Origin of the sequence: Mesorhizobium japonicum MAFF 303099 (assembly GCF_000009625.1) — a bacterium.
Classification (GTDB): domain Bacteria; phylum Pseudomonadota; class Alphaproteobacteria; order Rhizobiales; family Rhizobiaceae; genus Mesorhizobium; species Mesorhizobium japonicum.
In genome coordinates, this window is the sequence record NC_002678.2 from 3572613 (window position 1) to 3596655 (window position 24043).

Here is a 24043-nt window from a genome sequence, read left to right on the forward strand (position 1 = left end):
ATTCTTATATCTAAGATTCTTCTGATTCTAAGAGTCTGTTGGTTGTGGTGGTTGTCACCTGTCCCGCTTCGCCGGCCAAAAAGCCAGCAAGCATATTGTCGCGCGCTTCCCTCTCCCGGCAGCAGGGTTCTGGGGATAGTCCGGAATCCGTCATCGGAGTCAAAGCGTTAGCAAACCAAGGAAGAAACCCGCCCTGTGGATGGCTGAAAGGCAAAGGCGGCCGTCCCCAGACTTGTCCCCAGCCGGCCGGCGAAGCTGACAGAGGACCGAATTGTGGACAAACTGCCATCTGATACAGTCGCCTCTGGCCGGCCCGTCTTTCTGTCCCGCTTTATCCACATCCGCCCACAGCCCCAGGTGATCCCCTGTGAACAAACCCCAGAGCTTCTTTCACCTGCACCTGATTTCCGACGCGACCGGCGAAACGCTGCTCGCCGCCGGCCGGGCGGCTTCGGCGCAATACAAGGACGCGCGGGCGATTGAACATATCTACCCGCTCATCCGCACCGAAAAGCAGGTGGCCAAGGTGTTCGAGGACATCGAGGAGGAGCCGGGCATCATTCTCTACACGGTCGTCGACCAGAAGCTGGCGCGCGGCATCGACGAACGCTGCGCCACAATGGGCCTGCCTTGTGTGTCGGTGCTGGAGCCGGTGCTCACCGTCTTCCAGTCCTATCTCGGCACGCCGGCCGGCCGCCGCGTCGGCGCCCAGCACGTTCTCGACGCCGAATATTTCCGCCGCATCGATGCGCTGAACTTCACCATGGACCATGATGACGGCCAGTTGCCGGCCAATATGGACGATGCCGATGTCGTGCTGATCGGCATTTCGCGGACCTCGAAGACGCCGACCAGCATCTATCTCGCCAATCGCGGCATCAAGACCGCCAACATCCCGATCGTGCTCGGCGTGCCGGTGCCGGAAAGCCTGGTCAGCGCCTCCAAGCCGCTGATCGTCGGGCTGATCGCCACCGCCGAGCGCATCTCGCATGTCCGCCAGAACCGCATCCTCGGCAACAGCAGCTCCTACGTGCCGACCGACTATGTCGACCGCGCCGCCATCAACGAGGAGCTCGCCTACGCCCGTCAGATCTGCACGCGCCATGGCTGGCCGATGATCGACGTCAGCCGCCGCTCGATCGAGGAAACGGCCGCGGCGATCGTTGCCCTGCGGGGGAAGAACAGATAATTGGAGCCGGGCTGCGCGTCGCCAACACCCACCGTCGCGAGGCATGTACGTCACGGCATGGATCCTAGGGTCTGCGCCGCGTCGCTGCGCTCCTTGCTTCGCCCTAGGATGACGAAGACAGGATCGTCTCTGCCAATCTCCAACGTCGGTGATTGGCGATGAACCATCGCGCTTTCGTCATCCTAGGGCGGAGCAGGAGCGAAGCTCCGTCGCGGAGACCCTAGGATCCATGCCGTTACAGTGGTTGACGACCGCAACGGTTTTCTACTTGGGTGAACATCCCGTCGGCAGTTGGACGGGCAGGCAGGTGTGCAAACCATGACCGAGAAAATCATCCTCGCCTCAGGCAGTCCGTTCCGCAAGGCGATGCTCATCAATGCCGGGCTCGATGTCGAGGCGGTGCCGGCCGATGTCGACGAGCGCGCGCTCGAGGCGCCGTTGCAGGATAGCGGTGTTTCGCCGGAGGATGTCGCGCTGGTGCTGGCCGAGGCCAAGGCCACTGAGGTCAGCGAACGCCGACCCGGCGCGCTAGTGCTTGGCTGCGACCAGACTTTGTCCTTGGGTGACGAGGTGTTCCACAAGCCGGCCGACATGGAAGGCGCGCGCCGCCATCTCCTGGCGCTGTCGGGCAGGACCCATCAGCTCAACAGCGCTGCCGTTCTGGTGCGCGACGGCAAGGTGCTGTGGCGCCATGTCGGCATCGCCGGCATGACCATGCGCATGCTCGACCCCGGCTTCATCGGCCGCCATCTCGCCCTTGTCGGCGCCAAGGCGCTGGCCAGCGTCGGCGCCTACCAGATCGAAGGCGAAGGCATCCAGCTCTTCGAAAAGATCGAAGGCGATTATTTCACCATTGTCGGCCTGCCGCTACTGCCGCTGCTGGCGGAACTGCGCACGCTGGGAGCCATCGATGGTTGAGGCAACGAAGAAGGCCTTCGTCACCGGGCATCCGATCAAGCATTCGCGCTCGCCGAAGATCCACGGCCACTGGCTGGCCCAGCACGGCATCGACGGCAGCTACGAGGCGATCGACGTGGCGCCGCAGGATTTTGCCGAATTCATCGCGGCATTGCAGGCAAACGGGTTTCGCGGCGGCAATGTCACCATTCCGCACAAGGAAGCCGCCTTCGCTGTTGCCCAGCGCCGCGACCAGGCGGCTGAAGAGATCGGCGCCGTCAACACGCTGTGGTTCGAGGACGGCGTCCTGCGGGGCGGCAACACCGATGGTCACGGCTTTGCCGCCAATCTCGATGACTGCGCGCCGGGCTGGGCGAACACCGGCCCCGCGGTCGTGCTCGGCGCCGGCGGCGCGTCGCGCGCCGTCATCCAGGCGCTGAAGCAACGCGGTTTTTCCGACATCCGCATCGTCAACCGCACGCTCGCCCGGGCGCAGGAATTGCGGGATCGTTTCGGCGCCGGCGTTTCGGCGCATGGCACGGCGGCGACCGACGAATTGCTGGCCGACGCCGGCCTGCTGGTCAACACCACGGCACTTGGCATGGTCGGCAATGAAGGCCTCGCCGCCGATCCGGCCTTGCTGCCGGACCATGCCATCGTCACCGACCTTGTCTATGTGCCGCTCGAAACACCCTTGCTCGCCGCCGCGCGCGCCAGGGGGCTGAAGACGGTCGACGGCCTCGGCATGCTGCTCAACCAGGCCGTGCCCGGCTTCGAACATTGGTTCGGCGTCAGGCCTCAGGTCACGGCTGAGCTGCGCGCACTCATCGTTGCCGATCTGGTGCCGAAGCCATGATCGTGCTCGGCCTCACCGGCTCGATCGGCTTGGGCAAGTCGACGACGGCAAAAATGTTTGCCGAGGCGGGCGTGCCGGTCCACGATTCCGACGAGGCGGTGCATCGCCTCTATTCCGGTGTGGCGGCGCCTTTGGTCGAGGCCGCTTTTCCCGGAACGGTTGTCGACGGCGTAGTCGACCGCGCAAAACTTGGCGCTCGCGTCCTTGGCGATGCGGCTGCGCTGAAGCGGCTGGAAGCGATCATCCATCCGCTGGTGCGCGCCGACGCCGACGCCTTCCTGGCCAGGCATCGTACCGCAGGCGAATCGATCGCCGTGCTCGACATTCCGCTGCTCTTCGAAACCGGCGGCCGTGGCCGCGTCGACAAGGTTGTCGTCGTCACGGCGCCCGCCGAAGTGCAGCGCCAGCGCGTGCTGGCCCGGCCGGGCATGACGGAAGAAAAACTGGCGGCGATCCTGGCCAAGCAGGTGCCGGATGAGGAGAAGCGCAGGCTGGCCGATTTCATCATCGACACCGGCCAGGGGCTGGAGGCCGCGCGGGCAGAGGTCGATGCGATCATCGACGAACTCCGGGGACAAAGGGGCTCCTGACGGCGGGCTGTCAGCATTGCCCATTGCCATTTTGTTCCGGTCTCGTGATTCTGCTCGCCCAGGAGCAAACTGATTCGATGCGCGAGATCATCTTCGATACGGAAACCACCGGCCTTGATTCGCGCGACGACCGCGTGATCGAGTTGGGCGGCGTCGAACTCGTCAACCGTTTCCCGACCGGCAGGACGTTCCATCACTATATCAACCCGCAAGGCCGCGCGATCCACGAGGAGGCGCAGGCGGTGCACGGCATCAGCGCGGCGGATCTCGCGGGCAAGCCGACCTTTGCCGAAATCGCTGAGGAATGGCTGACCTTCACCGATGGCGCCAAGCTGGTCGCGCACAACGCCACTTTCGACATCGGCTTCCTCAATGTCGAATTCGGCCGGCTCGGCCATCCCGTCGTCGATCCCGGCCGTGTCGTCGACACGCTGGCGCTGGCGCGCCGCAAGCATCCGATGGGTCCCAATTCGCTCGATGCGCTCTGCCGGCGCTACGGCATCGACAATACGAAGCGCACCAAGCACGGCGCGCTGCTCGATTCCGAATTGCTGGCCGAGGTCTATATCGAGCTGATCGGCGGCAAGCAGGCGGCGCTCATCCTCGACAGCGCCACCGCGCCGGCACAGGGCGAGAATGTCAGGCACATCGAGATCATCGTCGCAGAGCGCCCGAGGCCGCTGCTGCCGCGCCTGACCGAAGCGGAGCGCGCCGCGCATGCCGCCATGGTCGCCACGCTCGGCGAAAAGGCGCTCTGGCTGAAAGCCAACTCCTCCGAAAAGAGCATCGCGGCGTCGTAAGACTCAATACGGCCACTCACCCCGGCCAAGCGCCGCGATCGCCGCGATGATGCGGCTAAAAGCTTCCGCCGCTGCCGGCACCGTGGTGCGGGCGCGCAGGAAACTGTGCACCAGCCGCTTCTCCTCGTGCCACCATGCCTTGCCGCCGGCCGCAGCGATGCGGTCGCGGTAGGTCTCGCCATCCGACGACAGCGGGTCGCACTCGGCCGTGATGATCACCGTTGGCGGCAGGCCGGAAAAGTGGCGGTCGCGCAGCGGTGAAAAGGTCGGGTCGTCGGGCGACTGCCGCTTGGCTGAACGGACGTCGCGGTAGAAGGCGATATCGCCGACGGACAGCAGTGGCGCCTCGGCATGTTCGACATAGGAGCCGGCGCCCTCGTCGCCGCCGAGGCCGGGATAGATCAGCACCTGGCCGACCGCCGTACGCGCGTGCTTGCGAGTCGCTTGCGCCACTGCCGCCGCCAGATTGCCGCCGGCGCTCTCGCCGCACAGCACCAGCGGCAGGCGTGACGTCTCCGCCGCCCATGCGAAGGCGGCCATCGCATCGTCGAAGGCGGCGGGGTGGACATGCTCAGGCGCCAGCCGGTAGTCGACCGACAGCACGTCGAAGCCGGTGCCGGCGCATATCTCGGCGCAGATGTCGTCATGGCTGTCGAGGTTACCCAGAATGAAGCCGCCGCCATGGAAATAGAGCACCATGGCCCGCGCCGCCTTGCCGGCGGGCCGGTAGTGGCGGATCGGTATACCGTGGCCTGGGGCGGCAACCAGGCCGTCGCTGGCCTTGACCCCGGGCGGGCGGCCTTGGTGAAAAGCCCGGCACATTCTGTCATAGACCGCGCGCTGCTTGTCGATCGGCAGGCCGATCACCTCGGGCGGGTACCAGGCGTCGACCCTGTCGATATAGGCCCACAGCGCCGGGTCGAGCCGTGTTTCATATTTGCCGTGGTGTCGGTCTGCTGTCATAGCTCGGCGTAGAGCGCCGCCGCATTGTCGAAGGTGAAGCGCAGCGGCACCGACCCCTCGACCTGCCAGGCGGTGACCGTCTCGCCGGCCAGCAGCCGGCAGGCGCCGTCCGTGTCGGTGACCGCGCCGCCATAGAGCCGGTTGGCGAGGTTGAGGATGCCGGTCTGGTGCATGGCCGCGCTGCCGCTGCCGCAGGCATCCTTGACCAGCAGCACGCGAAATCCCCTTGCCACGGCGTCCTTCACGGTGGCGTCGATGCAGGCCTCGGTCCAGACGCCGGCGACGACCAGCCATTCGATACCGGCAGCCTTGAGCTGATCAGCCGCCGGCCCGCTGCGGAAGGCGCTGGCCTCGGCCTTGACCAGCAGCGCTTCGTCCCTGGCCGGCGCCACCTCATGGCAGATCTCGGTCAGCGGATCGCTCTTGTCTGAGAAGGCCGACTTGCCGTCGGCACCGAGCGGATGAAAGGGCCGATCCTGTTTGTCGAGATCGACGATATAGGCCCAGTGCTGGAGCGGCACGTGATTGGCGCGCGCCGCTTCTTGCAGCCGCTGGACATTGGCGAGGATGCCGGCAAAGCCCTCGACGAGGTAGCGCTTGTCCTGCCGGTGCTCTTCCTGCAGGTCTATGAACACGGCGGCCACCGTACCGCGCTTAATGGAGAGGGGGGTTTTCATGCGGTGCGGCCTGGGTTTGCGGTCAGCATCGTTCCGGTGAGCGCAACGGCGCAAACGGTGGTGATTGGCCGGTGCCTCCCCACCTTCGTCATCCACGGGCGGAGCAGGAGCGAAGCTCCGTCGCGGAGACCCGAGGATCCATGCCGTGACCTTTCTGACGGGCGCAGCGGAGCAGAATTCTGGATCGTGGCGACGCGTTGGAGTCCCGGCATGGATCCTAGGGTCTGCGCCGCGTCGCTGCGCTCCTTGCTTCGCCCTAGGATGACGAAGCGGTGGGGGTCTGCGCTGGTTGACAAGGGTGGTTCAAAGACCATCAAACCTGCTTCTCCAGAAACTCGTCCTCATAGGGAAAGCGCGACAGCAGCTCCGTACCCGTCTCGGTGATCAGGATCTCGTCCTCCAGCTTGACGCCCTCGCGGCCGCCCTTCTCGCCGATATAGCTTTCGACGCTCACCACCATGCCTGGCACGATATGGCCGTCGCGGCCATAGGTCTCGTAATCCATGGCATGCGCGATGAACGGTGTCTCGCCATGCATGCCGACGCCGTGCATCACCGAGGTATAGCGCTGGTCGACGAAGCGGTCGGGGATCTTCCAGGCCTTCTCGGCGATTTCGCGAAACGCCATGCCAGGCTTGACGATCGAGATGTTGTGCTGAACCTGGTCATGCGCCATGCGGTAGAGCGATTTCTGGTAATCGGTCGGCTTGCCCGGTCCGCAGCGGAAGGTGCGCGAAAAATCGGAATAATAGCCGTAGCAGCCGATCGTGTCGGTATCGAGCGCAAGCAGCTCGCCGGGCCGGATCTTGCGGCCGCTGGCCTCGTTGAACCACGGGTTGGTGCGCTGGCCGGAGGTGAGCAGCCGCGTCTCGATGAACTCGCCGCCCTGGCGGATGACCTCGCCATACATGATGGCGAACAGGTCGTTTTCGGAGACGCCGGGCTTGATCGCCTCGCGCACGGCGTAGACGGCGGCCTCGGCGCCGGCCATCGACACCTGCAGGCATTTCACCTCCTCCAGCGTCTTCACCGCGCGCACCGCCAGGATTTCGCCCTGGCAATCCTTGACCTGGCAGCCGCGCTTTTCCAGCGCCAGCGCCAGCAGATGGCTGCAGCGGTCGAGACCCAGCTTCATCGAGCCGCCGCCGTGCTGCTTCAGGAGCTCGGCGATCTCGTCGGCGAAGGGGCCGGCGGTCTCGTCGTCGCGACCGGAGACCGACGACCACACCAGCTTGGAAGGCCGCGCCTCGTCGATCGTGTCGAGCACCATCGAGACATGGTAGCTCTGCGGGTACTCGAACAGCACGATCGGCCCTTCGGTCGGGATGAAGAAATAGCGGGTCGAGTTGCGCAGGAAATAGCCGAACATGTTGCGCGAGCCGGTGGCATAGCGCTGGTTGTACGGGTCGAACAGCACCACCCCGCCATAGCCGGCGTCGCGCATCCAGCCCCGCAGTTTGGCCAGCCGGCCCTTGCGCAGCGCGTCGGCATCGATGAAGGACGGCTCGGTGTCCGACAGCCACATTCCGCCCGCCGGATCGGCCGCCACCGGGTGGCGCATGCGGTCCTTGAAGTCGACGTCCTCGGTGCTGTCGGGGTCGAATACGACGATGCTCATGGGGTTCGGCCTTGGGTCGGTTGCGAGACGTGACCATGACGCAGCAGCGGCGGAGGCATTGTGCGGAAAACCGCGTTTGTTGTGCGGGATGCCGCTAAGCCCCTACCTTCGTCATCCACGGGCGGAGCAAGGAGCGAAGCGACGCGGCGCAGACCCCTGGAGCTGCTCCGCAGCCCAAGGGATCCATGCCGGGGCGTCTATTCCACACGAAAGCGGTTCAGAATCAGGCATTCTCGCGGGGACGACACATCTTGGACCGCTGCATATTTCGTCCGATGTCGCGGCATGGATCCCTTGGGCTGCGGAGCAGCTCCAGGGGTCTCCACGCCGCTTCGCGACGCTCCGCCCCAGGATGACGAAGATAGCTCTAATGCCTCCGCGCCAGTTTCGGTGGATGGCCATGCTCTTCCCGAAACGCCCGGGCAAAGCTCGACATCGAGGCGAAGCCGCAGGCCAGCGCCACGTCGCGCACGGCGAGCGTCGAATGCGCCAAAAGGTCGGCGGCGCGCTTCAGCCTGAGCCGCCGGTAGTAGCCATTGGGCGAGATGGCGAGTTCGGAGCGAAAGCTGCGTTCGAGCTTGTCGGAGGAGACACCGAGCCGGGCCGTCAGCTCGGCCATGCCGAGCCGCTCCTCGACCGCGTCTTCCATGATGGCAATGGCCGACAGCACCAACTCGTTCTGCACGCCGGTGCGCAGCCTGAGCGGCATCAGCTTGCGGTCGACGCTGGAGCGCAGCTGGCTGTGCACGAACCATTCGGCGACGCCGGCGGCAAGCTCGGCGCCATAGTCGCGGGTAATGATCTCCAGCATCATGTCGAGGCTGCCGACGCCGCCGGCCGAGGTGAAGCGCTTGCGGTCGATGACGTAGAGATCGCGCCGCAGCTCGATGTTAGGGAACGCCTCGGTGAAGGCGGCCTGGCTGGTCCAGTGCAAGGTGCAGGCATGGCCGTCGAGCAAGCCGGCCCGCGCCAGGAAGAATGCCGCATCCGCCACCGCGCCGATATGCGCGCCACCCCGCAGGCTGCGGCGGATCCAGCTCGCCGCGTCCTCGGCGACGAGATGGTCGGCATCGCCGCCCGAGCAGACGACGATGCGGTCGACTTTCGGCGCATCCTCGGCATAAAAGCCCGGCTGAATGACGACGCCGTTCGACGCCTCGACCGCCCCTTTCGTGCCGCCGACGATGATCCAGCGATAGCATTGCCGTTTCGCCAGAACATTGGCGGCGCGCAGCGGCTCGATGACGGAGCTGAACGCCATCATCGGAAAGCCGGGGAACACCAGCACCGCGAAGGTCAGGGGTTCGGTGGGTTTTTCGGGTTCGCGCGTGGCCATGGGCGCTACATCTCGGGCGAATGGGGTTTGGCGTCAACGCCGATTGGGCAAATCAGCTTTGACCGTCGCGACGCTCCGGTGTCGCGGCATGGATCCTAGGGTCTCCGCGACGGAGCTTCGCTCCTGCTCCGCCCTAGGATGACGAACGCATAGTAGCTTAGGCTAATCCCGAATGCCGCAGATTGGCGGTTGGGTTGCTGCACGGCGGGTTGTGACCACTGTCAATTGGACTCTCGGAAAGGAGCAACTTTGAAGATTGGTCGAAACAAACCCTCGCTTCGTCATCCTAGGGCGGAGCAAGGAGCGAAGCGACGCGGCGCAGACCCTAGGATCCATGCCGTGACTTAGCCGACGAGCACGCCCTTGCAATGCCAGCGCACCTGCCAGCGCGTCTCCTTCGGCCATGCTGAACCACCACTCATCCCCCCAGCGCCTGCTCCAGATCCGCGATCAGATCATCGCCATCCTCGATCCCCGCCGACAGCCTTACCAGCGAATCCGAAATGCCGATCTCCGACCGTTTCTCGGCCGGAATAGACCCATGCGTCATCAGCGCCGGATGCTCGATCAGGCTCTCCACCCCGCCGAGGCTTTCGGCCAGCGTGAACAATTGCGTGCGTTCGAGGAAACGTTTTGTGCCGGCGAGATCGCGGTCGAGCACGGCCGTGATCATGCCGCCGAAGGCGTGCATCTGCTGGACGGCGATGGAATGCTGCGGATGGCTGGCGAGGCCGGGATAGAGGACGCGGCGCACGTCCTTGCGGGCCTCCAGCCACTGCGCGATTTTCAGCCCGTTGTCGGAATGCCGCTCCATGCGGAGCGCCAGCGTCTTCAGGCCGCGCAGCGCCAGGAAACTGTCGAACGGGCCCGATATGGCGCCGATGGCGTTCTGCAGGAATTTCAGCTGGGTCGCCAATTCCTTGTTGTCGCCTACCACAGCCACGCCGCCGACCATGTCGGAATGGCCGTTGAGATATTTGGTTGTCGAGTGCACGACGATATCGATGCCGAGTTCCAGCGGCCGCTGGATATAGGGGCTGCAGAACGTGTTGTCGGCGACGGTGAGGACGCCCTTGCGCTTGGCGAGCGCGGCGACGCCTTCGAGGTCGACGATGCGCAGCAGCGGGTTGGTCGGCGTCTCGACCCAGAGCAGCTTCGTCTCCGGCCGGATCGCGGCTTCGACCGCCGCAAGGTCGGTGAAGTCGACGAACGAGACCTGCAGGCCCGCCGAGCGCTTGCGCACCCGCTCCATCAGCCGGAACGACCCGCCATAGATATCGTCGGTGGCGACGATATGCGCGCCGGAATCGAGCAACTCCAGCACCGTCGAGATCGCCGCCAGGCCGGAGGCGAAGGCGAAAGCCGCCGTTCCGCTTTCGAGATCGGCCACCGCGCGCTCGAAGGCGAAGCGCGTCGGGTTCTGGCTGCGGGCGTACTCAAACCCCTTGTGCACGCCCGGCGACTGCTGGCCATAGGTCGAGGTCGCATAGATCGGCACCATCACCGCGCCGGTCAGCGGATCGTGGCTCTGGCCGCCATGGATGGTGCGTGTCGAGAAGGCCAGGCGATTCTTGCCCGATGGTGGTGGTGTGTGGCTGGTCATCGTGCGCGCCTCAAATGGTTGATCAGGTCGATCCGGGTGATCAGGCCGACGAACTCGTCGCCGTCGAAGATGATGGCGACCTCGTTGCGGTCGAACACCGGCAACAGTGCATCCAGCGTCTGGCTGGCCTGCAGCGTGTGCAGATTGGAGGTCATCGCCGTGCGCACCGGACCGTTGAAGCGCTCCCAGCGGCCGTCATAGGGTCCGTCGACCTTGGCCAGAATATCGCTCTCGTCGACGATGCCGATCAGCTTGCCATCTTCCAGAACCGGCAGCTGCGAGACATCGGAACGGCGCATGCGGCCGTAGGCGTTGAGCAGGCTTTCGTCGGGGCCGACATAGACCGTGTCGCCGGTGCGGTGCGAGCGCATCACGAGGTCGCGCAGATCGCCATGCTGCTCGTGTTCGGCCAGGCCCTGTTCGGCCAGCCAGAAATCGTCGAAGACCTTGGACAGGTACTTGTTGCCGCTGTCGCAGACGAAGGTGACGACGCGCTTCGGCGTCGTCTGCTCGCGGCAATAGCGCAAGGCGGCCGATAAAAGCGTGCCCGAGGACGAACCAGCCAGAATGCCTTCGCGTGACAGCAGATCACGCACCGCCAGCATGCTTTGCTTGTCTGATATCGAATAGGCCTTCTTGACCAGCGACAGATCGGCATTGGGCGGCACGAAATCCTCGCCGATGCCTTCCACCGTCCAGCTGCCGGCCTCTTCCATCTTGCCGGTCTTGATCAGCGGCGCCAGCACCGAGCCGACCGGATCGGCCAGCACCATTTCGGTCTTGGGCGAGACTTTCGAAAAATAGCGGCCAAGCCCGGTCAGCGTGCCGCCCGAGCCGACGCCGACGACCACCGCGTCGACATTGCCGTCGAGCTGCGAAAAGATTTCCGGGCCGGTCGTCGTCTCATGCGCCAGCGGGTTGGCCGGATTGGCGAACTGGTTGGCATAGAAGGCGCCGGGCACTTCGGCGGCGATCTTCTCGGCCATGTCCTGGTAATATTCCGGGTGGCCCTTGCCGACATCGGAGCGCGTCATGCGCACCTCGGCGCCCAGCGCGCGCAGATGCTGGATCTTCTCGCGCGACATCTTGTCGGGCACCACCAGCACGATGCGGTAGCCCTTGGGGATGCCGACCTGGGCAAGGCCGAGGCCGGTATTGCCGGCGGTCGCCTCGACGATGGTGCCGCCGCGCTTGAGCTTGCCCTCTCTCTCGGCCGCCGCGATCATCGACAGCGCGATGCGGTCCTTGATCGAGCCGCCCGGGTTCTGGCTTTCGAGCTTGATGAACAGCCGGCATTTGCCGGTGTCGAACTTGGTCAGCTCGACCACCGGCGTCTGGCCGATCAGGTCGAGAACCGATTTATAAGGTGGCCGCAGGCGCGCAGATTGGCCATCCGAGGGGGCGCTGCCTGGCGCAGCTTTTCCGTGCTCGCTCATATCGAAGCTCCCTGATCAAGCGACCGCCTAGAGCATGATGCCGAAAAGTGTGAAGCGGTTTTCGGACGACATCATGCTCTACTTATTTGATTGAGCCGGCAGAGCGGCAGCGTAGCCTCTTTTCCAGCCGTTTGTCGCGGGAAAGAAGATAGAACGTGCCAATCAGCCGGCCAGACGAGGAATGAAATTCCAACCGGCAGCTGCTCATCCGCCATGGCACCCAAAGCGGGGCTTCTACACGACGGCGGCCTGGCCTTCGATCTCGATCAGGAAATCCGGATTGGCGAGGCCGAGCACGCGTATGCCTGTCACCACCGGCGGCGGCCCGCGGTCCGCCCAGAACGCCATCCAGGCGCCGAAGGCCGGCCTGATGTCGGCGTCGCCGACAATGTAGATCGACAGGCGGACGAGATCCTCCGGCCTGGCGCCGCCGGCATCGAGCACCATCGCCAGATTGGCGAGCGCCTGCCTGGTCTGCGCCGCGATGTCGCCCTTGCCGACGATCCGGCCATCGGCGTCGATGCCGTTCTGGCCGCCGATCAGCACGATGCGCGCCGAGGCGGGCAGCGCCACGCCTTGCGAATAGGCCGGGTTGCTGTGCATGCCCTTCGGGTTCAGCCGCTCGATACCCATTCCGTCTCCTCTCCGCTGGATGCCACGCGCCACGAAAGGCCAGTCGGCCATCTCGTTCAACGAACCATCTCGTTCGTTGAAGCCGCCATTTTCGACATGCTAGCCGAACGGGATGCCGGCCGAAACAAGCCGGCCGCGCGATGCTGACATGCCAAGAGGAGACAGCCGATGAAGATCATCGCCTATGACAACTTCAAGCCCGGCGTCACTCTAGAGGAGCTAAAGCCCTATCTGCGCGACGAGGTGTCGAATGTCTGGCGGCTGTGGAAGGCATGCGTCGTGCGCGAAAACTATGCGCGCGCCGATGTCGGCGGCGTCATCATCGTCTTCGAGCTCGACAGCGTCGATGAAGCCCGGCGCTACACCGACGACTTCCCGTTGTCGAAGGCCGGGCTGCTCGAATGGCATTTCCTCGCCTTCGACCCGGCACCCTTGCCGCTCGAATATCTGTTCGACCCCGGCGTCGACATCGCCCAACCCTGGGACCGGACGGCGGCATGATCCGGTCGAGCGAAGGCATCGAGATCCCCACGAGTCTGGTCGAGTGGTGCGATCCGCACCGCATGGCGCTGGTGGTCTACGACATGCAAATCGGCATCTGCCGCCAGGTCGCCGGCGCGGCCGATATCGTCGAGCGCACCGGCATCGTGCTCGAAGCCGCCCGCTCGGCCGGCATGCGGTTGGCGTTCACCCGCCACCTCTCCTTGCCGCGCAAATGGATGGGCGCCACCCAGCTGCGCACCGCCATGGCCTGGCAGCGGCGCGACAGTCCCGACGCGGTCGAGCCGTGGTTTTTGCGCGACGCCGACGCGACGCGGATCATCCCCGAACTGGCGCCCCGCGCCGACGAAGCCGTGTTCGACAAGCTGACCATGTCGGCCTTCGATTCCACCGCTCTGAGCTTCGCCTTGCGCGATTGCGGCGTGCGCGCCATCGCCCTTGCCGGCATCGCCATGGAGATCGGCATCGAGCCGACAGTTCGCCAGGCGACCGACAATGGTTTTACGGCTGTGGTGATCGAGGATGCCTGCGGCTTCGGCAACCGCGAAGCGCGCGACCGCTCGATGGCGACGCTGCGTTTCCTCGGCGAGGCCGTCATCACCGATGTCGCCGGCTTTTGCGGCGCGCTTGCCGGCGCGGCCTGAGGGACGAAAGTTGCTAGGCCGCCGCCTCGATATCACTGCGGAAGCGCACGCCCTCGGCGCGGCCATGCACGCTGCCCCAGTCATAGAGCGCCTGTAGTGCTGCGGCGAGATCCTGGCCGCGCTCGGTCAAGGCGTAGCGCCCCTTGCCGTCGGGCGACGTCTCGAGCACGACGAAGCCGATCTCGACGAGATCGGCGAGCCGCTGCGTCAGCATCTTGTCGGAGAGCGACGGGATCATTCGCCGCAGCTCGGAATAGCGCAGCGGTCCTTGCTTGATCCGCGCGATGATCACCGTTTTCCATTTGCCGCCGAGCGCGTCGAGCGCGAACTCGACCGGGCAGCCATAGAGTCTACCGCGTTGTGTCATGCACCGATCCTAGGCAAGGCCCTGCAGAGACGGAAGCGGATTTTGCCCCGCCATGTGGCCAGATTGCCGGGCCCGGCTTTGTCGGCGACAGTTTCAAAAGGGAGAGCGAAGATGAGTGTCAGGGATGCCAATCCGGTCAATGCACGCAAGCCCAAGCGTGTGGCCATCGTCATCGCCAATCCGGCCGTATCGACCACGACAGGATGGCCGGTCGGCTTCTGGTGGAGCGAACTGACCCATCCCTGGTTCGCCTTCACCGAGCGCGGCTACGCGGTGGAAATCTTCTCGCCCGAGGGCGGCAGATGCGAGGCCGACGCGCTGAGCGACCCGCGCGATCCCTCGGGTTATTCGGAGACCGACCTCATCTCGCTCGGCTTCCTGTCGAGCCCGAAACTGGCGGCTCTGGTCGAGGCCACGCGGCCGGCGGCGGAGATCGATGTCGACAGCTTTGACGCGATTGTGGTCGCCGGCGGCCAGGCGCCGATGTTCAGCTACGATCGCGCCGAAACACTGCAGCGAACCTTCGTCGCCTTCCACGAAGCCGGCAAGGTGGCCGCCGCGCTCTGCCACGGCACCGCGTTGCTGCGCTACGCCAGGCGAGCCGATGGAGCGCTGCTTGCCGCCGGCAAGACGGTGACGGGTTTCGCCAATGCCGAGGAGGATTTCGCCGACAAGGCGACCTGGGAGATGGGCGCGCTCGCGCGCGGCAAACATCTGATGCCCTGGCGCATTGAGGACGAGTTGAAGGCGATCGGCGCCAATTATGTCCAGGCCGGGCTGTGGCGCGGCTTTGCCGTGCGCGACGGCAATCTGATCACCGGCCAGCAGAATTTTTCCGGCGCCGAAACCGCGCGCCTGGTCTGTGAGGCGCTGGGCGGCTGAGCGCCAGCCGGCATTTACCCCAGCAACTGCTTGCTCAGCCGCGCGCACTGGACGCGGATGTCGGGTATGGCGTCGATCTCGAAGAAGGTGCCGCGCGTCAGCGGGCCCACGGCGAGGATCTTGCGTAAGACTGTGCCGTCGCCGGCGATGATTTCGCAATTGGCCGACACGTCGAGGCCGATGCGCATCGGATCCGGCCGCGCCAGCCCGCGGTCGACCAGCGAGCGCACCACGCTGTTCGACGAGGTCGAAATGTCCCGCACGATGCCCGAGCAATCATAGATACGGGCGACGTCTAAAGTCTCGACAAGCTGGCTGTGGCGCGACTGGATGTCGACGCTGAAGGCCTCGCCTGGCGTGATGCCGACGACGCGCCCGGCGACAAGCCGGATGCGGCCGGCCTGCACGGCTTGCGTCACCTTGGCGTAGACTTCCGGCGCCATGCGATGGCGGTGGATGTCCCACCAGGCCTTGGTGTGCTCGACGAAGCGGCGCTTGGCGGAGGCCGGCCAGTTCTGCCAGATCTTCTGGTTGAAGGGGCGCAGGCCATCGACCACGTCGCGCCAGTCGATGCCGGCCTTCTGGTTCTCGCGGATCAGGTCGCGGAACCAGCCGACGAAATAGGAAAGCTGGGTGCCGAGCGGGATATCGGCGACGTCGAGCTTGATCGGATTGCCCTTGCGGTGTGGCGACGGCAGCAGGCCGCGCCGCGACACGGCGACGATCTCGCCCGTGTGGCCGCGCTGCTCCAGCGCCAGGAACGCGTCGACCATGCTGAGGCCGGTGCCCAGCACCATGACGCGGCTTTCCGCATCGAGCGCGGTGTCGGCTTCCGAGCCCATGCGGATCGCATGGCCTTGCGCCGGCTGTTCGTCATGGCCGGTGGCGAGTATGGCCATATGGGCGACGACGCTGGTGCCGTTGGCAAGCGCCACCTCGACACCGGACGCGGTCGGCGTGATCGACAGGCTCTCTTCGTGGATCAGGCGCAGCCGCCCGGTCGGCTGTTCGCGCGCCTCGAGCTCATCGAGCAACTCGCCGAGATAGCGGGCGTAGAGGCTGCGCGGCGCGTAGAAGGGTGTCTGCGGCGTCTGCTCCGGGTCTACCAGGCCACGCCCCTGCAGCCAGCGCCAGAAATTGCCGGGATCGTCGGCATAGGCGCTCATGCCGGCCGCGCTGACATTCAAGACATGCGCCGACAGCAGCGTCGAATAGGCGATGCCCTGGCCGAAATGCGGGCGCTTTTCGATCAACGTGACGCGCAGATCCGGATTGGGCGATTTCAGCAGATGCGCGGCCATCACGACGCCCGAGGCACCGCCGCCGACGATGATGATGGAACTGATCGAATTGGCGCGCCCGCTCATGCGCGCACCTGTGGGATGCGAGGCGTCAGGCCTGGACCTTCACCGGCAGGTCGTCGATCTTCCTCGCGACCGTAAGGTCGTCGAGACCGATGTCGCGCATCTCGGCGAGGCTGCGCTGGTCGAGCACCTCGGCGATCGCCTGCCGGACCTCGAGCATCAGATGTCGGACTTGGCATGTCGCCTCGTTGCAGTCTTCACAGCGCTGGTATTGTGTGCGGCTGGCGCAGGGAATTGGCGCCAGCGGCCCGTCAAGGACGCGCACGACATGGCCGACCTTGATCTCCTCGGCCGACCGCGCCAGGCGGTAGCCGCCATCCTTGCCCTTGCGGCTCTGGACGAAACCGGCATTGCGCAGCTCGCCCAATATGGCGTCGAGAAATTTCTTCGGGATGTTGTTGCCGGTCGCGATGTCGTTGACGAAAGCGAGCTGCCCGGCCGGCAGGTGCGCGAGGTGGACCAGCGCCTTGAGGCCGTACTTGCCTTTTTTGGTGAGCATTGACCGAACGTTTCTCTGTCATGCGATGGCACGAGGCCATCCGTTGCGAAACGCCTGGCGAGCCTCCCCGCCGCGCCCAAGCATCCATGACACATAAATTCTAGTGACATGATATACAAGCCGAGAAACGTTGAATTTGCTTCGTTTTCAAGCCGCTTTAGCCATTTTGTCAGGCTTTTGTGCCGTTAAGAGCACAGAACTGCACTTCGACGGCGACAAGGCGGCAAATGGTTTCCCCAGGCCCGCCGTGCCGCGCGCCGATTTATGCGCCTCCGGCAGGTGACGCATGCCGTGAGTGGTGGGCTGCCCGCTCATCGTCGTCTCCAATCCCTCATGTCGATAAGGATACTATACTTACCCTCGAACACGCGAAACGGCTTGTCAATTCCGTGGCTGTTTGAGGCATGGATTTGCGCGACAATTGCAAAGGCGAAAACCGTCGTTGCGTGGTGACTGCCCGACGGTTGGCCGATCCTTCGTCATCCACGGGCGGAGCAGCCGCGTAGCGGCGTCGCGGAGACCCTAGGATCCATTCCGTGACGTTGGACGAAGGGCGCGACGGAGCAGAACCAGGACCGTGGCAACGCTTCGAAGTCACGGAATGGATCCTAGGGTCTGCGCGCGTCGCTACGCTCCTTGCTTCGCCCTGGGATGACGAAGTCTGGCGCTCGCGGGGCACCTTTCCCGTTCATATGGAGGGGCGGTGGCCGCTGCTGCAGCCGCCCTTTCCGCCTCGGCGCCGTCTCGTCGGCAGATTTTTTCCAACAAACCTGCCTTCGTTGGAAGGATTTAACTCTACAAGAACGATAGAATTAGCTGACTATTATGGGGCAATCCGGTTTTCTCTGTTTTCATGGAGCCCTTTGATGTCCACCATTTCGCGACGCATTCTCCTTCTGTCGTCCGCCGCCCTTGCCGGCGCTGCATTTCTCAGCCCGGCTTTGGCCGATGACCTGAAGATCACCATCGGCTACCAGACGGTGGTCGAACCTTCCAAAGTGCCGCAGGCCGATGGCGCCTATGAAAAGTCCACCAAGGCCACGATCGACTGGCGCAAATTCGATTCCGGCGCCGATGTCATCGCCGCGGTCGCTTCCGGCTCGGTCGACATCGGCTATGTCGGTTCGAGCCCGCTGGCGGCAGCGGCCAGCCGTGAGCTGCCGATCCAGACCATCTTCGTCGTCGGCCTGATCGGACCGTCCGAAGCGCTGGTCGCGCGCAACGGCGCTGGCATCGAGAAGCTCGCCGACCTCGCCGGCAAGAAGGTCGCCGTGCCCTTCGTCTCGACCACGCATTACAGCCTGCTTGCCGCGCTGAAGCACGAGAATGTCGATGCGAAGTCGGTCCAGATCCTCAATCTGCGGCCGCCCGAAATCGCCGCCGCCTTCGCCCGCGGCGACATCGATGCGGCCTATGTCTGGGATCCGGCGCTCGGCCAGATCAAGACGACGGGCAAGGTGGTGCTGGATTCCTCGCAGGTCGCCGCCTGGGGCGCGCCGACCTTCGACGCCTGGATCGTGCGCACCGATTTTGCGCAGAAGAACCCGGAAGCCGTGCGCGACTTCGTCAAGGTGACGGGCGCGGCCTATGCCGAATACCTCGCCAAGCCCGACGCCTGGTCGGTGTCCTCGCCGCAGGCCGGCAAGATCGCCAAGCTCACCGGCGCCAAGCTGGAAGAGGTGCCGGAGCTGCTGAAGGGCTATGTCTTCCCGACGCTCGAAGAGCAGGCCTCCGACAAATTCCTCGGCGGCGGCACGGTCAAGGCGGTCGCGGCGGCCTCCGCCTTCCTCAAGGAGCAGGGCAAGGTCGACGCCGTGCTGCCGGACTATTCGAAATATGTGACGTCGAAATACGTCACCGAAGCGCTGGCCTCGAACTGAGCGCCTGGCGCCTCCAAACGCGCGCGGATCTCCTTCCCTGACGCCGCGCGTGCCTGCCCCGGAACCGCTGACGAGGCGCGGTTTCGGGGCAGGCTGATTTCCCTTTGAGAGGTCCCATGCCGCATCTCGTGCTCGACAAGATCTCGATCCACTATGACGGCCAGCCGGCACCGGCGGTCGAGCGTGTGTCGATCGACGTCGCCGGGGATGATTTCGTCGTCCTTGTCGGCCGTTCCGGCTGCGGCAAGACCTCGCTGCTCAATGTCGCCGCCGGCCTGGTCACGCCGGCGCGCGGCAGCGCCACGATCAACGGCCGGCCGATCACGGCGCCCGGTTCGGATCGCGCCGTGGTGTTCCAGAACGATGCCTTGTTTCCCTGGCTAACCGCGCGCGAAAACGTTGCCTTTGCGCTGCGCCTGCGCGGTGTCCGGCCGGCCGAGCGGGCGCGCCGCGCCGACGAACTTCTGGCGCTGGTCAAGCTCGGCGATGCCGGCGACAAGCGCATCTGGGAACTTTCCGGCGGCATGCGCCAGCGCGTCGGCCTTGCCCGCGCGCTCGCCGCCGAACCGCAATTCCTGCTGCTCGACGAGCCGCTCGGCGCGCTCGACGCGCTGACGCGCGAGCGCATGCAGACGACACTGCTCGACCTCTGGACGGCAAGCCATGCCGGCGTGCTGATGGTCACCCACGGCATCGAGGAAGCGCTGGTGCTCGCCACCCGCATCGTCGTGCTGGCGCCCGGCCCCGGCCGCGTCGTGCGCACCTTCGAACCAGGCTTCTCCAGGCGCTACGCCGCCGGCGAGCCCATCCGCGCGATCAAGGCCGACCCCGCCTTCGCCACTGCGCGCGGCGAACTGACCGACGCCATCTTCGAGGGAGAAACGGCATGACCATCTCCTCCTACACCGAGCGCGCCGGCTCCAGGCCTGAAGAGACCGACGGCCTGTCGGTGCCGTGGTCGCGGCCAGGCCCGAAACGCAAGGGCGTTTCGGCGCGCATGATCAGCGCGGTCACCATCCTGGTGGTGCTGGCGGCGTGGGCGCTGTCGGCCCGACTGCAACTGGTGTCGCCGGTGTTCCTGCCCTCGCCCGTCGCGGTGTGGAATAAACTCATCGTCGTCATCAGCGATGGCTTCGTCGACGCGACGCTGCTGCAGCACACTGTCGCCAGCCTGGGCCGGGTGTTTGCAGCGCTGGTCGCGGCGCTCCTCATTGGCGTCCCGGTGGGTCTTGCCATCGGCATCAGCACGGTCGGGCGCGGCATTTTCGATCCGCTGCTGGAATTCCTGCGGCCGATCCCGCCGCTGGCCTATCTGCCGCTGGTCATCATCTGGTTCGGCATTGGCGAGCCGTCGAAGATCCTGGTGATCGCCATCGCCATGCTGGCGCCAGTGGCACTGTCCACCGCATCGGGTGTCCGCGGCGTCTCGCAGGAGCGCATCAACGCGGCGCGCTCGCTCGGCGCGACAAAGCGCCAGGTGGTCCGCCACGTCATCCTGCCCAGTGCGCTGCCGTCGATCCTGACCGGGCTGCGCATCGCGCTCGGCGCCGGCTGGTCGACATTGGTCGCGGCCGAACTGGTGGCGGCAACGCGCGGGCTTGGCTTCATGATCCAGTCGGCGGCGCAGTTCCTGGTCACCGACGTGGTGATCATGGGCATTCTGGTGATCGCGGCCATCGCCTTCGTGCTCGAATTCACCATCCGCCGGATCGAGCGCGCGCTCGTCCCGTGGGCGGGACGGGAATGATCAACCGCAAGCGCAGGAGAATGACGATGACGACCCATTCCACCGCCGTGCTGTTCGCCCATTTCGGCGCCTGGCTGCTCGGCCTTGCCTCCGACGACAAGGCGGCGAGGCAGGAGCGCTCGCCGGCGCCGGTGCAATTCCCAGCCGGCCGCGACCGCCTGCCGCCACGCGACGAAAGTTTCTACTGGGCCTGGCAGTATTGGTCGCAGTGAGGGGGCGCCAAGGAGCTTCGCTCCTGTATTGCCTTAGGGCGACGACTTTAGGACCCCGCATCAGTTCCGCAGCCGGTACCCGGTCCTGAAGATCCAGGCGACGATGGCGATGCAGACGGCCAGGAAGACCAGCGTCATGCCGAGGCTGATGCCGACCGAGACGTCGGCCTTGCCGTAAAAGCTCCAGCGGAAGCCGCTGATCAGATACACGACCGGGTTGAACAGCGTGATCGTCTTCCAGATGCCCGGCAGCATATGGATCGAATAGAAGCTGCCGCCAAGGAAGGTGAGCGGCGTGACGATCAGCAGCGGCACCAGCTGCAGCTGCTCGAAACTTCTGGCCCAGATGCCGATGATGAAGCCGAACAGGCTGAAGGTCACCGCCGTCAGCACCAGGAAGGCGATCATCCAGAACGGATGTTCGATGCGGAGCGGCACGAACAGCGAGGCGGTGGCCAGGATGATCAGGCCGAGGATGATCGACTTGGTCGCCGCGCCGCCGACATAGGCGATGACGATCTCCAGATAGGAGACCGGCGCCGACAAAAGCTCATAGATCGAGCCGACGAATTTCGGGAAATAGATGGCGAAGGAGGCGTTGGAGATCGATTGCGTCAGCAGCGACAGCATGATCAGCCCCGGCACGATGAAAGCGCCATAGCTGATGCCGTCGATCTCGGTGATGCGCGAGCCGATGGCCGAGCCGAAGACGACGAAGTACAGCGATGTCGAGATGACCGGCGAGATGATGCTCTGCAGCACGGTGCGGAAGGCACGCGCCATCTCGACCCGGTAGATCGCCCAGACTGCGCGCAGGTTCATGGCTCTCTCCTCACCAGATTGACGAAGATCTCCTCGAGCGAGCTGTTTTGCGTGTCGATGTCGCGGAACTGGATGCCGGCTGCCTCGAGATCGCGGATCAGCGAGGCGACGCCCGGCCGCTCGGCCTGGTTGTCATAGGTGTAGGTCAATTGCCCGCCATCCGGCGACAGCTCCAACGCGTAGCGCGAGATGGTTTCCGGAATCGCCGTCAGCGGATTGCGCAGCTCCAGCACCAGCCGCTTGCGGCCGAGCTTGTGCATCAGCTCGGCCTTGTTCTCGACCAGGATGATCTCGCCGCGGTTGATGACGCCGACGCGGTCGGCCATCGCTTCCGCCTCCTCGATATAGTGGGTGGTGAGGATGATGGTGACGCCATCCTCGCGCAGCCGGCGCACCATCTCCCACATGTCCTGGCGCAGCTCGACATCGACGCCGGCGGTCGGCTCGTCGAGGAACAGGATGCGCGGCTCATGCGACAGCGCCTTGGCGATCATCAGCCTGCGCTTCATGCCGCCCGACAGCGTGATCGCCTTGGCGTCCTTCTTGTCCCACAGCGACAGATCGCGCAGCACCTTCTCGACGAAACCGTGATTAGGCGGCTTGCCGAACAGGCCGCGGCTGTAGTTGACCGTCGCCCAGACGCTCTCGAAAGCGTCGATGGTCAGTTCCTGCGGCACCAGGCCGATCAGGCTGCGCGCGGCGCGGTAATCCTTGCCGATGTCGTGGCCGTCCACGGTGACGGTGCCGGTCGAGCGGTTGACGATGCCGCAGACGATCGAGATCAGCGTCGTCTTGCCGGCGCCGTTCGGCCCGAGCAGCGCGAAAATCTCGCCGCGCTGGATGTCGAGATTGACTTCCTTGAGCGCGGTGAAGCCGGTGGCGTAGGTCTTGGAGACCCCGGAAATGGACAAAATGGAGGGCATGGCTGGAAAACGGCTGCCTGAAAGAGGTCCCCTGATATAGGCCGAATGTCGTCGCGTGCAACCGCAAGTCAATGGCGCTGCTGCCAGTTCTGGACAGCCAGTGTGTGGGAATGGCCGGAGATGTGGCGCATGAATCGGTAAAATTGTCCTGTGGCGTTCAGCCTCGCGGCAGGACGCCGCTTTGACCTGAACCGGCTTCGGGCCTATCCTTCGCCAGTACTTCCAGCAGCCGGAGCCCGCCATGGACCCGCTCATACTGTCGCGCATCCAGTTCGGCGCGAATATTTCGTTTCATATTCTGTTTCCGACGATCACCATTGCACTTGGCTGGGTGCTGCTGTTCTTCAAGCTGCGCTACAACGCGACCAACGATTCCGCCTGGATGCGTGCCTATTTCACCTGGGTGAAGGTGTTCGCGCTGTCCTTCGCCATGGGCGTGGTCTCCGGCGTCACCATGAGCTTCCAGTTCGGCACCAACTGGCCGCGCTATATGGAAACGGTCGGCAACATCGCCGGGCCGCTGCTGGCCTATGAAGTGCTGACCGCCTTCTTCCTTGAGGCGGCCTTCCTCGGCATCATGCTGTTCGGCTTCCGCCGCGTCTCCAACCGCGTCCACACGCTGGCGACTGTGCTGGTCGCCGGCGGCACAACCTTGTCCGCCTTCTGGATCATCGCGCTGAATTCCTGGATGCAGACGCCGGCCGGCTTCGAGATGATTGACGGCAAGGCGCATGCCGTCGACTGGTGGGCCATCGTCTTCAACCCGTCCATGCCTTACCGCCTCGTCCACATGCTGCTTGCGTCGGGTCTCACGGTCTCGTTCCTGATATCGGGCCTGTCGGCGCTGCGTTACCTTAACGGCGACCGCTCGGAATCGATGCGGAAGGCGCTGCGCACCGGCGTCTTCACCGCCGCGATCCTGATCCCGATCCAGATCTTTGCCGGCGACCAGCATGGGCTGAACACGCTGGAGCACCAGCCGCAGAAGATCGCCGCCATGGAGGCCAACTGGAACACCGGCCCCAACGTGCCGCTGGTGCTGTTCGCGCTGCCCGACGAGGCGGCCAGGGAAAACCGGTTCGAGATCACCATTCCCGACGGCGCCAGCCTGGTGCTGCGGCACTCGACCAGCGGCGTCGTGCCGGGGCTGGACGCCTTTCCCGGCAACCATCCGCCGGTCTTCCCGGTGTTCTGGGGTTTTCGCATCATGGTCGGCACCGGCCTTTTGATGCTTGCCGTCTCCTGGTCGGCCGCCTTCTTCCTCAAGCGCCGGCACAGCCTGCCCAAGCCGCTCGCCATGCTGATGGTGCCGATGGCGCTGTCGGGCTGGCTGGCGACGCTGGCCGGCTGGTACACGACCGAGATAGGCCGCCAGCCCTGGCTGGTCACCGGCGTGCTGAAAACCGCCGATGCCGTCGGCCCGGTGGCCGGCAGCCATGTCGCGCTGACGCTGGCCGTCTATCTCATCCTCTACGTGCTGTTGCTGATCGCCTATCTCGGCGTGCTGGTGCATCTGGCGCTGAAAGCGGCGAAGGACGGCGATTCATCGCCGCTGCCGGGAGTGATGAAAGCAGCCATGTCGCAGCCGGCCGCGGGCGAGTAGG

The 24043-nt window shown here is 65.0% G+C and carries 26 protein-coding genes; 13 read left to right on the forward strand and 13 right to left on the reverse strand.

Translation table 11 applies throughout. From position 1 onward, the window contains the following. Nucleotides 1-367 precede the first annotated feature (367 nt). From MAFF_RS18530 to dnaQ, 5 genes are all read left to right on the forward strand, one after another. Nucleotides 368-1189, forward strand: a complete 822-nt coding sequence (locus tag MAFF_RS18530) for a pyruvate, water dikinase regulatory protein (protein ID WP_010912477.1) — start codon at nucleotides 368-370, stop codon at nucleotides 1187-1189. Between the two features lie 318 nt (nucleotides 1190-1507). Next, entirely contained in the window at nucleotides 1508-2107 is a 600-nt protein-coding gene (locus MAFF_RS18535; protein WP_010912478.1) for a Maf-like protein, read from the forward strand. Continuing rightward, the gene (locus MAFF_RS18540; RefSeq protein WP_010912479.1) at nucleotides 2100-2942 is read left to right on the forward strand and encodes a shikimate dehydrogenase; all 843 of its coding nucleotides are present in this window, start codon (nucleotides 2100-2102) and stop codon (nucleotides 2940-2942) included. Before MAFF_RS18535 ends, MAFF_RS18540 begins: the two co-directional genes overlap by 8 nt. After that, on the forward strand, nucleotides 2939-3532 hold the full coding sequence (gene coaE / locus MAFF_RS18545; protein ID WP_010912480.1) for a dephospho-CoA kinase: 594 nt from the start codon (nucleotides 2939-2941) through the stop codon (nucleotides 3530-3532). The genes MAFF_RS18540 and coaE overlap by 4 nt, the downstream gene beginning before the upstream one ends. A gap of 77 nt (nucleotides 3533-3609) precedes the next feature. Continuing rightward, a complete protein-coding gene (dnaQ, locus tag MAFF_RS18550; RefSeq protein WP_010912481.1) occupies nucleotides 3610-4332 on the forward strand; it encodes a DNA polymerase III subunit epsilon in 723 nt (240 codons plus the stop codon). Nucleotides 4333-4335: 3 nt separating this feature from the next. Here dnaQ and MAFF_RS18555 read toward each other — a convergent pair whose 3' ends face one another. From MAFF_RS18555 to MAFF_RS18585, 7 genes are all read right to left on the reverse strand, one after another. Continuing rightward, the gene (locus MAFF_RS18555; RefSeq protein WP_010912482.1) at nucleotides 4336-5295 is read right to left on the reverse strand and encodes an alpha/beta hydrolase; all 960 of its coding nucleotides are present in this window, start codon (nucleotides 5293-5295) and stop codon (nucleotides 4336-4338) included. Then, entirely contained in the window at nucleotides 5292-5972 is a 681-nt protein-coding gene (locus tag MAFF_RS18560) for an isochorismatase family protein (protein WP_044548522.1), read from the reverse strand. The genes MAFF_RS18555 and MAFF_RS18560 overlap by 4 nt, the downstream gene beginning before the upstream one ends. Before the next feature lie 313 nt (nucleotides 5973-6285). Beyond that, nucleotides 6286-7590 carry a M24 family metallopeptidase gene (locus MAFF_RS18565; protein WP_044548524.1) on the reverse strand — a complete coding sequence of 435 codons (1305 nt, stop codon included), beginning with the start codon at nucleotides 7588-7590 and terminating at the stop codon, nucleotides 6286-6288. 367 nt (nucleotides 7591-7957) lie between these two features. Then, nucleotides 7958-8926 carry a GlxA family transcriptional regulator gene (locus MAFF_RS18570; protein WP_010912485.1) on the reverse strand — a complete coding sequence of 323 codons (969 nt, stop codon included), beginning with the start codon at nucleotides 8924-8926 and terminating at the stop codon, nucleotides 7958-7960. A 418-nt stretch (nucleotides 8927-9344) separates the two neighbouring features. Further along, on the reverse strand, nucleotides 9345-10529 hold the full coding sequence (locus MAFF_RS18575) for a trans-sulfuration enzyme family protein (RefSeq protein WP_010912486.1): 1185 nt from the start codon (nucleotides 10527-10529) through the stop codon (nucleotides 9345-9347). Then, nucleotides 10526-11965, reverse strand: a complete 1440-nt coding sequence (locus MAFF_RS18580) for a pyridoxal-phosphate dependent enzyme (RefSeq protein ID WP_010912487.1) — start codon at nucleotides 11963-11965, stop codon at nucleotides 10526-10528. Before MAFF_RS18580 ends, MAFF_RS18575 begins: the two co-directional genes overlap by 4 nt. Before the next feature lie 234 nt (nucleotides 11966-12199). Then, nucleotides 12200-12649 (reverse strand): RidA family protein, encoded by a 450-nt coding sequence (locus MAFF_RS18585; RefSeq protein WP_244420821.1) that lies wholly within the window; start codon nucleotides 12647-12649, stop codon nucleotides 12200-12202. 117 nt (nucleotides 12650-12766) lie between these two features. Between MAFF_RS18585 and MAFF_RS18590 the strand changes: the two genes are divergently transcribed. Next, nucleotides 12767-13099: a hypothetical protein gene (locus MAFF_RS18590; RefSeq protein WP_010912489.1), complete on the forward strand. Its 333-nt coding sequence runs from the start codon at nucleotides 12767-12769 to the stop codon at nucleotides 13097-13099. After that, nucleotides 13096-13743, forward strand: a complete 648-nt coding sequence (locus tag MAFF_RS18595; RefSeq protein WP_010912490.1) for a cysteine hydrolase — start codon at nucleotides 13096-13098, stop codon at nucleotides 13741-13743. Before MAFF_RS18590 ends, MAFF_RS18595 begins: the two co-directional genes overlap by 4 nt. A 13-nt stretch (nucleotides 13744-13756) precedes the next feature. Here MAFF_RS18595 and MAFF_RS18600 read toward each other — a convergent pair whose 3' ends face one another. Next, a complete protein-coding gene (locus MAFF_RS18600) occupies nucleotides 13757-14110 on the reverse strand; it encodes a winged helix-turn-helix transcriptional regulator (RefSeq protein ID WP_010912491.1) in 354 nt (117 codons plus the stop codon). A gap of 111 nt (nucleotides 14111-14221) precedes the next feature. Here MAFF_RS18600 and MAFF_RS18605 point away from each other — a divergent pair, with 111 nt between their 5' ends. Then, nucleotides 14222-14992: a type 1 glutamine amidotransferase domain-containing protein gene (locus tag MAFF_RS18605; protein ID WP_010912492.1), complete on the forward strand. Its 771-nt coding sequence runs from the start codon at nucleotides 14222-14224 to the stop codon at nucleotides 14990-14992. A gap of 14 nt (nucleotides 14993-15006) precedes the next feature. On the opposite strand, the gene MAFF_RS18610 is transcribed toward MAFF_RS18605, so the two are convergent. The 3 genes from MAFF_RS18610 to MAFF_RS39125 form a co-directional block, all read right to left on the reverse strand. Next, a complete protein-coding gene (locus MAFF_RS18610; protein ID WP_010912493.1) occupies nucleotides 15007-16359 on the reverse strand; it encodes an FAD/NAD(P)-binding protein in 1353 nt (450 codons plus the stop codon). A gap of 25 nt (nucleotides 16360-16384) precedes the next feature. Beyond that, nucleotides 16385-16855, reverse strand: a complete 471-nt coding sequence (locus MAFF_RS18615; protein WP_010912494.1) for an RrF2 family transcriptional regulator — start codon at nucleotides 16853-16855, stop codon at nucleotides 16385-16387. A 147-nt stretch (nucleotides 16856-17002) separates the two neighbouring features. Further along, nucleotides 17003-17170, reverse strand: coding sequence for a hypothetical protein (locus tag MAFF_RS39125; RefSeq protein ID WP_157866010.1), 168 nt, complete (start codon nucleotides 17168-17170; stop codon nucleotides 17003-17005). Nucleotides 17171-17721: 551 nt separating this feature from the next. Here MAFF_RS39125 and tauA point away from each other — a divergent pair. The 4 genes from tauA to MAFF_RS18635 all read left to right on the forward strand — a co-directional run bounded on the left by tauA (nucleotide 17722) and on the right by MAFF_RS18635 (nucleotide 20694). Continuing rightward, nucleotides 17722-18735 carry a taurine ABC transporter substrate-binding protein gene (gene tauA, locus MAFF_RS18620; RefSeq protein ID WP_010912495.1) on the forward strand — a complete coding sequence of 338 codons (1014 nt, stop codon included), beginning with the start codon at nucleotides 17722-17724 and terminating at the stop codon, nucleotides 18733-18735. Between the two features lie 116 nt (nucleotides 18736-18851). Continuing rightward, nucleotides 18852-19625 carry a taurine ABC transporter ATP-binding protein gene (locus tag MAFF_RS18625; protein ID WP_010912496.1) on the forward strand — a complete coding sequence of 258 codons (774 nt, stop codon included), beginning with the start codon at nucleotides 18852-18854 and terminating at the stop codon, nucleotides 19623-19625. Further along, entirely contained in the window at nucleotides 19622-20482 is an 861-nt protein-coding gene (locus tag MAFF_RS18630) for an ABC transporter permease subunit (RefSeq protein ID WP_010912497.1), read from the forward strand. Before MAFF_RS18625 ends, MAFF_RS18630 begins: the two co-directional genes overlap by 4 nt. A gap of 20 nt (nucleotides 20483-20502) precedes the next feature. Beyond that, complete coding sequence (locus tag MAFF_RS18635; RefSeq protein WP_010912498.1) at nucleotides 20503-20694, forward strand: hypothetical protein; 192 nt, start codon at nucleotides 20503-20505, stop codon at nucleotides 20692-20694. Between the two features lie 60 nt (nucleotides 20695-20754). Here MAFF_RS18635 and MAFF_RS18640 read toward each other — a convergent pair whose 3' ends face one another. Both MAFF_RS18640 and MAFF_RS18645 read right to left on the reverse strand, forming a co-directional pair. Then, nucleotides 20755-21516 (reverse strand): ABC transporter permease, encoded by a 762-nt coding sequence (locus MAFF_RS18640; protein WP_010912499.1) that lies wholly within the window; start codon nucleotides 21514-21516, stop codon nucleotides 20755-20757. Further along, nucleotides 21513-22439 (reverse strand): ABC transporter ATP-binding protein, encoded by a 927-nt coding sequence (locus MAFF_RS18645; protein WP_010912500.1) that lies wholly within the window; start codon nucleotides 22437-22439, stop codon nucleotides 21513-21515. The genes MAFF_RS18640 and MAFF_RS18645 overlap by 4 nt, the downstream gene beginning before the upstream one ends. Nucleotides 22440-22680: 241 nt before the next feature. Between MAFF_RS18645 and MAFF_RS18650 the strand changes: the two genes are divergently transcribed. Next, the gene (locus tag MAFF_RS18650; protein WP_010912501.1) at nucleotides 22681-24042 is read left to right on the forward strand and encodes a cytochrome ubiquinol oxidase subunit I; all 1362 of its coding nucleotides are present in this window, start codon (nucleotides 22681-22683) and stop codon (nucleotides 24040-24042) included. The last annotated feature ends 1 nt before the right edge of the window (nucleotide 24043 follow it).

Excerpts from the sequence above, each read along its gene's own strand:
- MAFF_RS18535 (WP_010912478.1), top strand. The coding sequence starts at position 1,508 with ATGACCGAGAAAATCATCCTCGCCTCAGGCAGTCCGTTCCGCAAGGCG.
- MAFF_RS18540 (WP_010912479.1), top strand. The coding sequence starts at position 2,100 with ATGGTTGAGGCAACGAAGAAGGCCTTCGTCACCGGGCATCCGATCAAG.
- coaE (WP_010912480.1), top strand. The coding sequence starts at position 2,939 with ATGATCGTGCTCGGCCTCACCGGCTCGATCGGCTTGGGCAAGTCGACG.
- dnaQ (WP_010912481.1), top strand. The coding sequence starts at position 3,610 with ATGCGCGAGATCATCTTCGATACGGAAACCACCGGCCTTGATTCGCGC.
- MAFF_RS18555 (WP_010912482.1), bottom strand. The coding sequence starts at position 5,295 with ATGACAGCAGACCGACACCACGGCAAATATGAAACACGGCTCGACCCG.
- MAFF_RS18560 (WP_044548522.1), bottom strand. The coding sequence starts at position 5,972 with ATGAAAACCCCCCTCTCCATTAAGCGCGGTACGGTGGCCGCCGTGTTC.
- MAFF_RS18565 (WP_044548524.1), bottom strand. The coding sequence starts at position 7,590 with ATGAGCATCGTCGTATTCGACCCCGACAGCACCGAGGACGTCGACTTC.
- MAFF_RS18570 (WP_010912485.1), bottom strand. The coding sequence starts at position 8,926 with ATGGCCACGCGCGAACCCGAAAAACCCACCGAACCCCTGACCTTCGCG.
- MAFF_RS18575 (WP_010912486.1), bottom strand. The coding sequence starts at position 10,529 with ATGACCAGCCACACACCACCACCATCGGGCAAGAATCGCCTGGCCTTC.
- MAFF_RS18580 (WP_010912487.1), bottom strand. The coding sequence starts at position 11,965 with ATGAGCGAGCACGGAAAAGCTGCGCCAGGCAGCGCCCCCTCGGATGGC.
- MAFF_RS18585 (WP_244420821.1), bottom strand. The coding sequence starts at position 12,649 with ATGGCCGACTGGCCTTTCGTGGCGCGTGGCATCCAGCGGAGAGGAGAC.
- MAFF_RS18590 (WP_010912489.1), top strand. The coding sequence starts at position 12,767 with ATGAAGATCATCGCCTATGACAACTTCAAGCCCGGCGTCACTCTAGAG.
- MAFF_RS18595 (WP_010912490.1), top strand. The coding sequence starts at position 13,096 with ATGATCCGGTCGAGCGAAGGCATCGAGATCCCCACGAGTCTGGTCGAG.
- MAFF_RS18600 (WP_010912491.1), bottom strand. The coding sequence starts at position 14,110 with ATGACACAACGCGGTAGACTCTATGGCTGCCCGGTCGAGTTCGCGCTC.
- MAFF_RS18605 (WP_010912492.1), top strand. The coding sequence starts at position 14,222 with ATGAGTGTCAGGGATGCCAATCCGGTCAATGCACGCAAGCCCAAGCGT.
- MAFF_RS18610 (WP_010912493.1), bottom strand. The coding sequence starts at position 16,359 with ATGAGCGGGCGCGCCAATTCGATCAGTTCCATCATCATCGTCGGCGGC.
- MAFF_RS18615 (WP_010912494.1), bottom strand. The coding sequence starts at position 16,855 with ATGCTCACCAAAAAAGGCAAGTACGGCCTCAAGGCGCTGGTCCACCTC.
- MAFF_RS39125 (WP_157866010.1), bottom strand. The coding sequence starts at position 17,170 with ATGAGCGGGCAGCCCACCACTCACGGCATGCGTCACCTGCCGGAGGCG.
- tauA (WP_010912495.1), top strand. The coding sequence starts at position 17,722 with ATGTCCACCATTTCGCGACGCATTCTCCTTCTGTCGTCCGCCGCCCTT.
- MAFF_RS18625 (WP_010912496.1), top strand. The coding sequence starts at position 18,852 with ATGCCGCATCTCGTGCTCGACAAGATCTCGATCCACTATGACGGCCAG.
- MAFF_RS18630 (WP_010912497.1), top strand. The coding sequence starts at position 19,622 with ATGACCATCTCCTCCTACACCGAGCGCGCCGGCTCCAGGCCTGAAGAG.
- MAFF_RS18635 (WP_010912498.1), top strand. The coding sequence starts at position 20,503 with ATGACGATGACGACCCATTCCACCGCCGTGCTGTTCGCCCATTTCGGC.
- MAFF_RS18640 (WP_010912499.1), bottom strand. The coding sequence starts at position 21,516 with ATGAACCTGCGCGCAGTCTGGGCGATCTACCGGGTCGAGATGGCGCGT.
- MAFF_RS18645 (WP_010912500.1), bottom strand. The coding sequence starts at position 22,439 with ATGCCCTCCATTTTGTCCATTTCCGGGGTCTCCAAGACCTACGCCACC.
- MAFF_RS18650 (WP_010912501.1), top strand. The coding sequence starts at position 22,681 with ATGGACCCGCTCATACTGTCGCGCATCCAGTTCGGCGCGAATATTTCG.